This is a genomic window from Streptomyces silvae (assembly GCF_016745505.1).
In the GTDB taxonomy this organism is placed as follows: domain Bacteria; phylum Actinomycetota; class Actinomycetes; order Streptomycetales; family Streptomycetaceae; genus Streptomyces; species Streptomyces silvae.
Window position 1 is genome coordinate 47,657 of sequence record NZ_JAERUC010000152.1, and the last position, 9,555, is coordinate 57,211.

The following is a 9,555-nucleotide window of genomic DNA, read 5'->3' on the forward strand; positions in this document are numbered from 1 at the left end:
GTCCACACCAGCACATTGGGATACCGGTCGGATATCAGCTGACGGGTGCGGGCCGATCACGCCGGGAGCGCCCGGTAGCGTATGCGCGAGCAGCGCACCGCCGGACCACACACGGGTGCGGTCGGGACTGACGGAGAGGGCTGGATCAGTTATGGAAGAGCCGCGTCGCCTCGGCGGCCGGTACGAGCTGGGCTCGGTGCTCGGCCGTGGTGGCATGGCCGAGGTCTACCTCGCGCACGACACCCGGCTCGGCCGCACCGTCGCTGTGAAGACGCTGCGGGCCGACCTCGCCCGCGACCCGTCCTTCCAGGCACGGTTCCGCCGTGAGGCCCAGTCGGCCGCCTCGCTCAACCACCCCGCGATCGTCGCCGTCTACGACACCGGCGAGGACTACGTCGACGGCGTCTCCATCCCGTACATCGTGATGGAGTACGTCGACGGATCGACGCTCAGAGAGCTCCTGCACTCCGGCCGCAAGCTGCTGCCGGAGCGGACCCTCGAGATGACGGTCGGGATCCTCCAGGCACTGGAGTACTCGCACCGCGCCCAGATCGTCCACCGCGACATCAAGCCGGCGAACGTCATGCTGACGCGTACCGGCCAGGTCAAGGTCATGGACTTCGGCATCGCCCGCGCCATGGGTGACTCCGGCATGACGATGACGCAGACCGCCGCGGTCATCGGCACCGCTCAGTACCTCTCCCCGGAGCAGGCCAAGGGCGAGCAGGTCGACGCGCGTTCCGACCTGTACTCCACCGGCTGCCTGCTCTACGAACTGCTCGCGGTGCGGCCCCCGTTCGTGGGGGACTCGCCCGTCGCGGTCGCGTACCAGCACGTACGTGAGGAGCCGCAGCCGCCGAGCAACTTCGACCCCGAGATCACGCCCGAGATGGACGCCATCGTCCTGAAGGCGCTGACCAAGGACCCCGACTACCGCTACCAGTCGGCCGACGAGATGCGTGCTGACATCGAGGCGTGCCTCGACGGCCAGCCGGTCGCGGCAACGGCGGCGATGGGTGCGGCGGGCTACGGCGGATACGACGCCTACGGCAACGACCAGCCCACCACCGCCCTGCGGGCGGCGGACCAGGGCGGCGCCCCGACGTCCATGCTGCCCCCGGTCAATCCGGACGACGGCGGCTACGGCTACGACGACCGCCCGGGCCGCCGGCGCCAGAAGAAGAGCAACACCTCGACGATCCTCCTGGTCGTCGCCGGCATCCTGGTGCTCATCGGCGCGATCCTGATCGGCCGTTACATCTTCAGCTCCAACGACAGCGGTAACGGCAAGGTCGACGTGCCGAACATGGTCGGCTCCACGGTCGAAGAGGCGCAGAGACTCGCGGAGAACGCCGAGGTCACCCTGAAGGTCGGCTCCAAGGAGCCGTGCGAGACCCAGGAGAAGGACAAGATCTGCAGCCAGACCCCGGGCTCGGACGCGCAGATGGAGACGGGTGAGACCGTCACGGTCGTCGTCTCCACCGGTGCTCCCAAGGTCGAGGTCCCGGACGTCGTGGACGAGCCCGCGGACAGCGCCCGCAAGGCCCTGGAGGACAAGGGCTTCACGGTGAACGTCAAGACGGCCGAGTCCGACAAGTCGCCGGACACGGTCATCTCGCAGGATCCGGCGGGCGGTTCGAAGGCGGAGAAGGACACCGAGGTCACGATCACCGTGGCCAAGGAGGCCACCCAGAACGTGCCGGGCGTGGTCGGCAGGTCGTTCGCCGACGCGGAGGCCCAGCTGAAGGGCGTCGGCTTCGCGAACGTCTCCAGGACCGACGTCGACTCCGACCAGGCCGCCGGCACCGTGATCGAGCAGACGCCCGAGGCGAACAGCAAGCAGCCCAAGAACGTCCAGATCGTCCTGAAGGTCTCCAAGGGCCCCGCCGAGCCGGAGCAGGTCACCATCCCCGGTGACATCGTCGGCAAGCGGTACCAGGACGCGAAGGGGGCGCTCGAAGGCCTGGGCCTCGTGGTCGCACTCGCCCCCAACTCGCCGGACAACCCGAACGCCCTGGTGATGAGGGCCGATCCGGGGGCCAACTCCCAGGTGCCCAAGGGCCAAACGGTGACTCTGACCACCATCGGTGGGGACGGCGGCGGCAACATCTTCGGGGGCCGGAACGGCTAGCCGAACCGACCCGCGCGACGCCACCCGCGTAACGCCGTACCGACGGACACAGCACAGGGCCCCGGCCACCTCCACGGTGACCGGGGCCCTGTGCTTTCGTCCGTGGTGCTACCGCAGCTCCTCCGGCTTCGTACGGTCCCTGTCGACCTTCTCGGTCCGCACCAGCTCGCCCCACACGATGTAGCGGTACTTCGACGTGTAGACCGGAGTGCACGTCGTCAGCGTGATGTAGCGGCCGGCCTTCTTCACGCCCGACTCCTTGGGTACCGCGGCGATCGCGTCGACGTTGAACTTCGACGTCTCCGGCAGCTCGGCGAAGACCTTGTAGACGTACCAGGTGTCCTGGGTCTCGAAGACGACCGCGTCGCCCTTCTTCACCTTGTCGATGTTGTGGAACTTGGCGCCGTGCCCGTCGCGGTGGGCGGCGAGCGCGAAGTTGCCCTGGGCGTCCGAGGGGAGCGCCGACTTCACGGGGTCCGTGTAGTAGCCGGCGATGCCGTTGTTGAGCGTCTCGGTGTCTGTGCCCTTCTTGACCAGCACCTCGCCGTTCTTCATGGCGGGGACGTGCAGGAAGCCGATGCCGTCCCTGGTGTCCAGGGCCCCCGGCCCGCCCGCCCAGCGGTCGCGGACGGTGTTCCCCTGCTTGTCCGCCTCACGGTCGGCCAGCACGTTGGTCCACCACAGCGAGTAGACGACGAACAAACCCAGCACCAGCCCGGCGGTGATCAGCAGTTCGCCGAAGAGGCTCACCGCCGTGGCGACGGGGTGGCGGCTCCTGCGCCGCACCGGGGCCGCCGGCTCGTCGGTGCGCTCTTCGTGATCGGTCCTCGCTGCCACCGCACCCGTCCCTGTCGTGATGTCGTCCAGCCCGCTCAGCCGACGAGCGCGTCGGGCTTCCCCTTGCTGCGCGGCCGTTCCTCGACCATTTTGCCCCACACGATCATTCGGTACGTACTCGTGAATTCCGGCGTGCAGGTCGTCAGCGTGATGTACCTGCCCGGGCCGGTGAAGCCGGAACCCGTGGGCACTTCGTCGATCACGGCCACGTTGGACGGCGGCGTCTGCGGAAGGATGCTGGTCATCTCGTACGTGTAGTAGGCGTCCTGCGTCTCGACCACGATCGGATCGCCCGGCTTCAGCTTGTTGATGTAGCGGAAGGGCTCACCGTGGGTGTTGCGGTGACCCGCCACCGCGAAGTTGCCCTGCTTCTCCGACGGCATGGCCGTCTTCAGCTTGCCCTCGCCGTAGTGACCGACCATGCCGCGGTCGAGGACCTTCTCCTTGCTGATGCCCTCGGCGATCGGGGCGACCACATCCAGCTTGGGGATGTGCATGATGGCGAAGCCCTGGCCGGGTTCGAAGGCCCCGGGGCTGCGCGCGCCGTTCGCCCAGTCGTCCTGGATCTTGCTGGTCTCCCGGCCGGCGATCTGGTCGGCGCGGACGTTCGTCCACCACAGCTGGTACGTGACGAACAGGAGCATCAGCACGCCGAAGGTGATGAACACTTCGCCGATGACGCGGCTGGCGACCACGGCCGGACTGTCCTTGGCGGCACGGGCAGCGCGCCGGGCCTCGAGCCGTGACATCGGGGCGGCGGGCTCAGCCGCCCCGGACTCCGTCGCGCGGCGGGGCTCGACCCGCCGTCTCCCGCGCCCCTTAGCCGCGCGCCGGCGCTCCGCCCGGCCACCTGTGGGCGACTGTTCGGAGGTGGCGGACTCCGAGGTTCCGGATCCGGCCGCACCCGACGCACGCCGCGTGTCCGCGGTCCGCAGAGCGACGGTCTCGTCGTTCAGGACCGGCAGGACATCGGTGACGGGCTCCTCGCGCTCCACCGGCACCACGGGCTCATGACGGGCCCCGGAGTCCACCGGCACCACTGGCTCATGCCGGGCCGCGGACTCCACCGGCACCACTGGCTCATGCCGGGCTGCGGACTCCACCGGCGCCACAGGCTCGGCGTACGCCCCGGACGGGGTCTGTACGGGGCCCGGTCCAGGAGCCGTCCGCACCGGGGGAGGCGCACCGTGGCCGGATATGACCGCCGTCCCCTGCACGGTGCCCGCGGCAGGAGCCGCTCCCGGCCCCTGCTGCCCGTACCAGTCCCTCTGGTAGCCCTCCGGGTCGTACCACTCGCCCGGGGGCTCCATGGGCCCCTGAGCCGTCGTCCGGGGCATCTGCGGCGCCCCGCCGTCGGCCGGGGCTTCCTCCGCCCGGAACCAGGGTGAGGTGTGCCCTCCGGGCAGCGGATCGTTCAACGGGTCCGCGAACTGTCCCGGCAAGGGGTCGTTCAGCGGATCCGCGAGCTGCTCCACCGCCGCCTCGAACGTGCCGTCGGGCTCGTACGCTCCCTGCGCGTACGGGCCTTCCTGCCCGGCGTCGGGGCGGAGTGAGGTCACGCCGCGGCCTTGCCCACCACCGGGGCGAGCCCCGCCGATCTCCCGACCGCGCCCGCGTCACCGCACTGCTCCAGCCAGTTGGCGAGCATCAGGTGGCCGTGCTCCGTGAGCACCGACTCGGGGTGGAACTGCACACCCTCCACCGCGTGTTCGCGGTGGCGCAGCCCCATGATGATGCCGTCGGCCGTGCGCGCGGTGACTTCGAGCTCGGGCGGGACCGTCGCCGGCTCGGCGGCGAGCGAGTGGTACCGCGTCGCGGTGAACGGGGAGGGCAGACCGGCGAACACGCCCTTGCCCTCGTGCAGGACGGGGGAGGTCTTGCCGTGCAGCAGCTCCGGCGCCCGGTCCACCACACCGCCGTACGCGACGGCCATCGACTGCATCCCCAGGCAGACGCCGAAGACCGGGAGCCCGCTCCCCGCGCAGTGGTGCACCATCTCGATGCAGACGCCCGCCTGCTCGGGAGTGCCCGGCCCGGGCGACAGCAGGACCCCGTCGAAGCCGTCGTCGGCGTGCGCCGTGGTCACCTCGTCGTTGCGGACCACCTCGCACTCGGCGCCGAGCTGGTAGAGGTACTGGACGAGGTTGAAGACGAAGCTGTCGTAGTTGTCGACGACGAGAATGCGTGCGCTCACTGGCCGGACCCCGCTCCGCTGGTGCCTTCGCCGTCCACCGTCACATCACCGAACGGGAGCAGCGGCTCCGCCCAGGGGAAGACGTACTGGAAGAGCGCGTAGACAACGGCCAGGACGAGCACGAGCGAGATGAAGCCCCGCACCCATGCGTTGCCCGGCAGGTGCCGCCAGATCCAGCCGTACATGCTGTTGCCTCCATTCGGTACGGCACCAGACTAAACGGCCGGGGCACAGGCGTGGGTCAGCTGTGGAAAGCCGCTTGCCGGGGCGTCCGTCACAGTCCCGCGCGCGCCTCCCGGAGGGCGCCGGCCGGCAGGTCCCCGGGGGCTACTCCACAGGCTGTGCGTAATGGAGGTCGACCGTGCCCGAGTAGCCGGGGAGCGTCAGCTTGTCGGCCTCCTCGGCCTTCCATCCCAGCCCGTACGCCTTCACGTACAGCTGGTAGTTCTGGATGGCCGTGGAGTCGTTGAGCGCCTGCTTCAGCTTCCCCCGGTCGCCGACGGCGGTGACCTTGTACGGAGGCGAGTAGACCCGCCCCTGGAGGATCAGCGTGTTGCCGACGCAGCGCACCGCGCTGGTGGAGATCAGCCGCTGGTCCATCACCTGGATCCCGCGCGCCCCGCCCTGCCAGAGGGCGTTGACGACGGCCTGCAGGTCCTGCTGGTGGATCACCAGGTCGTTGGGCTGCGGATCCGGGTATCCGGGGTTGGCGGTGGCGTTCGCCGGAGCGTCGTTCAGCGTGACGGAGAGCGCCTCGCCGGTGATCTCCGTGGTGCCCGCGGCCTTCTCCAGCGCGTCGAGCTTCGCGTCCTCGGCGCGGGTGCTCCCGTCGTCGCGGCGGGCGAGGGTGTCGATGTCCTCGCGCACGGAAGCGGTCGATTCGTCCAGCTCCGCGTTCTTCTCGCTGCGCTGCTGGATGAGGTCGGAGAGCTTCAGCAGGGAGGAGTCGGTCCGGATATCGGTCCCCTTGGCCGTATTGGCACTGGTGACGAAGATCAGTCCGGCCAGTGCGAAGACGGCGGCGGTGAGGCCCTGGACCGGCCACCGGGACAGGCGCCGGGCAGGGCGTCGAGGAGATTCGGCAGAATTGCTCAACGTACCCTTATCTCCTTAGGCGCCACGGAAGCACTACGCTAACGGACGCCCCGGGGAGGCAGCATTCCCCCTCGCGCCCCGGCGCCAGCCACAAGATCACTGCGCGGTCACGCAGCGCATCGACAGGAGAGTCCCTCGTGCCGAAGTCACGTATCCGCAAGAAGGCAGACTTCACGCCTCCGCCGGCGAAGCAGTCGACGAGCATAAAGCTGACCAACCGCAGCTGGGTCGCGCCGGTGATGCTGGCGCTCTTCCTGATCGGTCTGGCCTGGATCGTGGTCTTCTACGTCACCGAGGGCGATCTGCCGATCGACGCCCTCGGCAACTGGAACATCGTGGTGGGCTTCGGCTTCATCGCCGGTGGCTTCGGCGTCTCCACGCAGTGGAAGTAGCTCTGCCCTGAAGTTACCCACAGAGTTATCCACAGGTAGGGGAAAAGGTCTGACGATCTGTGGATAACTTCCCTCGAAGTTGACGCCGGTGTGACTACACACTTACGCATCGCGCGAGGGTACGCCCCTTGTTCTGACTGGAAAAATCCAGTTCAGCGACAAGGGGCACACCTGTTCCCCACGTCATGCACAAGATCCGGCACCCTCTGTGGACAACCACACCCCTGGAGCAACGGATTCCGCTCAGGTGAGTGCCGCGGTCCTGAGGACGACGACCAGCACGACCACCAGAAGGACCAGCCCGCAGGCGCCGTACTGCACGAGATTCCGGCGCTCGCGCGGCGCGTGGACCATGGCGACCGCGATCAGCGCCCCGGCCACCAGTCCACCGACATGCGCCTGCCACGCGATCCCGCTCCAGGTGAAGGTGAAGACCAGGTTCACCACGAGCAGCGCGATCACCGGCCGCATGTCGTAGTTCATCCGGCGCATCAGCACGGCGGTGGCCCCCAGCAGGCCGAAGACGGCGCCCGAGGCGCCGAGCGTCCCCTGCGCGGGGGCGGCGATCCAGTAGGTGAGCGCGCTGCCGGCGAGTCCCGAGAGCAGGTAGAGCGCCAGATACCGGACTCTGCCGAGCGCGGCTTCCAGCGGCCCGCCGAGCCACCACAGCCCCAGCATGTTGAACGCGATGTGCAGCACCTCCTGGTGCAGGAACATCGACGTCAGCAGCCGGTACCACTGGCCCTCCGCCACCCCTTCGACGCCGGCCGACGGATCGCCCGAATAGGCCCGGCCGAACAGCAGCAGGTCGTCGAGCAGCCAGCGGCCGGAAACCGAGACCGCGATGAAGACGGCGAGGTTGATGCCGAGCAGGATCTTGGTGACCAGCCTGGGGTCGGCGGCCACGCCCCCGCCCGCCAGGGTCCGCGGCCGGTTCGCCGCGGGGTGGTGGCCCGTGCCGGACCCTTCGCGGACGCACTCCGGGCAGTGGAAGCCCACCGACGCCTCGATCATGCAGTCCGTGCAGATCGGTCTGTCGCACCGCGTGCAGCGGATTCCCGTCTCCCTGTCCGGGTGCCGGTAGCACGTGAGCGGCCCGCCCGCGGCCGCGGACCCGTCCTGGTCTTGCGGCGGCTGCTGGTCCATCGGTCACGGCCCCTTCGGTCCTCGTCCGTGCGGGGGCAGACATGCGACCGCCCCGCTCGCCCGTTATGTAGCAGTACGGACGAGCGGGGCGGTTGGTTCCCGCAGGGCCCCGCCGGGTCAGCGCGTCTCGATGGCGACCGACTCGATCACCACGTCCTGGAGCGGACGGTCGGTGCGCGGATTGGTCGGAGCTGCGGCGATGGCGTCCACGACCCTCTTGCCCGCCTCGTCGGCGACCTCGCCGAAGATCGTGTGCTTCCCGGTCAGCCAGGCCGTGGGCGAGACGGTCACGAAGAACTGCGACCCGTTGGTGCCCGGCCCGGCGTTGGCCATCGCCAGCAGGTACGGCTTGTCGAAGGCGAGGTCGGGGTGGAACTCGTCGCCGAACTCGTATCCCGGGCCACCCGTGCCGTTGCCCAGCGGGTCGCCGCCCTGGATCATGAAACCGCTGATGACGCGGTGGAAGACAGTGCCGTCGTACAGCTTGTCGGTGGACTTCCGGCCGGTCTCCGGGTTGGTCCACTCCCGCCCGCCCTCGGCGAGCTCGACGAAGTTCCTGACCGTCCTGGGTGCGTGGTTCGGCAGCAGCCGGATCTCGATGTCGCCCAGGTTGGTCTTCAAAGTGGCGTAAAGCTGCTCGGCCACGGTCTGCCTTCCGTAAGTCTTCGCTGATGCCCACCGATCCTCGCACGGGGCGTCCTGCCCACAGCGCGGTCACAGCACCGGGAAGGGCGGCACTCACCTCGTTGCCCGCTTTCCTGCACCTTTCCCACACTTCCTGCGGGATAAATGCGGCCAAGTGCCCGACGACACGGAGCGCGTCGGCCCGAACCGTGGCATCGTCGGCGGCAACGCTCCCCTTGCACCGCATTGCCCGAGAATGACGTTCATGACCCGGATGCCCGTCCCGCATGGCGCGCCAGGCGCCGACGGGCATGATTTCGAGTTGGGTGGATAGGCGGAGTACCTACCCGCCACCAATGAGGAGGATCCCGTGACCCGCATCGACAGCGTGCGCGCCGCAACCTACTCGGCGAAGGACAGCGCGCAGCACGCCGCGGAAGTGGTGGCGCCTTACGCCGACACGGCCAAGGAACAGGCCACCTACTACGCGAACGAGGCTCGCGCACGGCTCGCGCCCAAGGTGTCGAAGGCAGCCGCGCAGGCCCGCGTCCAGTACGGCGCGCATCTCGCCCCCCGTATCGAACAGGCACTGACCCATGTGCCCCCCAAGGTCGACGAGGCCGCGCAGCGGGCCGCCCTCCGGACGCGCAGCGCCGCGCGCACCGCGGCGGACTACACCGTTCCGCGCGTCGAGTACGCCGTGGCGGCCACCCGCCCCATGGCCGAGGAGGCCACCGCCCGCAGCACCGCGGCGCTGGCCGCTCTCCGTGGCCAGGTGACGGCCAAGGAGATCCAGAAGCTCGTCAGGAAGCACGAGCGCCGGGCCAGGGCGGGCCGGGCGGCCAAGGGATTCCTGGTCCTGGGTGTCCTGGCCGGCGGAGCCTTCGCCGCCTGGAAGTGGTGGGACAAGCAGGCCAACCCGGACTGGCTGGTCGAGCCGCCGGCCCCCACCGAGGTGTCCGACGACCGAGCGCCCCTGACCTCAGTCGACGGCAGCGGCTCGACCGTGCTCGACCCCGAGGTCCGCGCCAAGCAGGACGAGAACGAGGCCGGGACGGACACGTCGGAGGGCGACGAGCGCCGCTGACCCGCACCGCCGGGAACAAGACGCCGAAGAGGGGCGCCGGAGGACCTCA

Annotated in this window: 10 protein-coding genes; 3 read left to right on the forward strand and 7 right to left on the reverse strand. The window is 69.4% G+C overall.

What is annotated here, in order from left to right; all coding sequences use genetic code 11:
- Positions 1-151 precede the first annotated feature (151 nt).
- Complete coding sequence (gene pknB, locus JKV81_RS24300) at positions 152-2,131, forward strand: Stk1 family PASTA domain-containing Ser/Thr kinase (RefSeq protein ID WP_202077769.1); 1,980 nt, start codon at positions 152-154, stop codon at positions 2,129-2,131.
- A gap of 108 nt (positions 2,132-2,239) precedes the next feature.
- Here pknB and JKV81_RS24305 read toward each other — a convergent pair whose 3' ends face one another.
- The 5 genes from JKV81_RS24305 to JKV81_RS24325 form a co-directional block, all read right to left on the reverse strand.
- On the reverse strand, positions 2,240-2,968 hold the full coding sequence (locus tag JKV81_RS24305; protein WP_129264582.1) for a class E sortase: 729 nt from the start codon (positions 2,966-2,968) through the stop codon (positions 2,240-2,242).
- Positions 2,969-3,003: 35 nt separating this feature from the next.
- Positions 3,004-4,527 carry a class E sortase gene (locus JKV81_RS24310; protein ID WP_129264583.1) on the reverse strand — a complete coding sequence of 508 codons (1,524 nt, stop codon included), beginning with the start codon at positions 4,525-4,527 and terminating at the stop codon, positions 3,004-3,006.
- On the reverse strand, positions 4,524-5,162 hold the full coding sequence (locus JKV81_RS24315) for an aminodeoxychorismate/anthranilate synthase component II (RefSeq protein ID WP_129264584.1): 639 nt from the start codon (positions 5,160-5,162) through the stop codon (positions 4,524-4,526). The genes JKV81_RS24310 and JKV81_RS24315 overlap by 4 nt, the downstream gene beginning before the upstream one ends.
- Positions 5,159-5,347: a hypothetical protein gene (locus tag JKV81_RS24320; protein ID WP_099173291.1), complete on the reverse strand. Its 189-nt coding sequence runs from the start codon at positions 5,345-5,347 to the stop codon at positions 5,159-5,161. Before JKV81_RS24320 ends, JKV81_RS24315 begins: the two co-directional genes overlap by 4 nt.
- Before the next feature lie 142 nt (positions 5,348-5,489).
- On the reverse strand, positions 5,490-6,257 hold the full coding sequence (locus JKV81_RS24325; RefSeq protein WP_202077771.1) for a DUF881 domain-containing protein: 768 nt from the start codon (positions 6,255-6,257) through the stop codon (positions 5,490-5,492).
- Positions 6,258-6,394: 137 nt separating this feature from the next.
- Between JKV81_RS24325 and crgA the strand changes: the two genes are divergently transcribed.
- Positions 6,395-6,649, forward strand: coding sequence for a cell division protein CrgA (gene crgA, locus JKV81_RS24330; RefSeq protein ID WP_031090433.1), 255 nt, complete (start codon positions 6,395-6,397; stop codon positions 6,647-6,649).
- A gap of 243 nt (positions 6,650-6,892) precedes the next feature.
- Here the strand turns inward: crgA and JKV81_RS24335 are convergent, their stop codons facing one another.
- Both JKV81_RS24335 and JKV81_RS24340 read right to left on the reverse strand, forming a co-directional pair.
- The gene (locus JKV81_RS24335) at positions 6,893-7,795 is read right to left on the reverse strand and encodes a rhomboid family intramembrane serine protease (RefSeq protein WP_202077773.1); all 903 of its coding nucleotides are present in this window, start codon (positions 7,793-7,795) and stop codon (positions 6,893-6,895) included.
- A gap of 117 nt (positions 7,796-7,912) precedes the next feature.
- Positions 7,913-8,440, reverse strand: coding sequence for a peptidylprolyl isomerase (locus tag JKV81_RS24340; RefSeq protein ID WP_129264587.1), 528 nt, complete (start codon positions 8,438-8,440; stop codon positions 7,913-7,915).
- Between the two features lie 349 nt (positions 8,441-8,789).
- Here JKV81_RS24340 and JKV81_RS24345 point away from each other — a divergent pair, with 349 nt between their 5' ends.
- A complete protein-coding gene (locus JKV81_RS24345; RefSeq protein WP_129264588.1) occupies positions 8,790-9,506 on the forward strand; it encodes a DUF5324 family protein in 717 nt (238 codons plus the stop codon).
- Positions 9,507-9,555 lie beyond the last annotated feature (49 nt).

What these genes read in the sequence shown, in the direction of transcription:
- JKV81_RS24335 (WP_202077773.1), bottom strand. Translation starts at nt 7,795, where the DNA reads ATGGACCAGCAGCCGCCGCAAGACCAGGACGGGTCCGCGGCCGCGGGC.
- pknB (WP_202077769.1), top strand. Translation starts at nt 152, where the DNA reads ATGGAAGAGCCGCGTCGCCTCGGCGGCCGGTACGAGCTGGGCTCGGTG.
- JKV81_RS24320 (WP_099173291.1), bottom strand. Translation starts at nt 5,347, where the DNA reads ATGTACGGCTGGATCTGGCGGCACCTGCCGGGCAACGCATGGGTGCGG.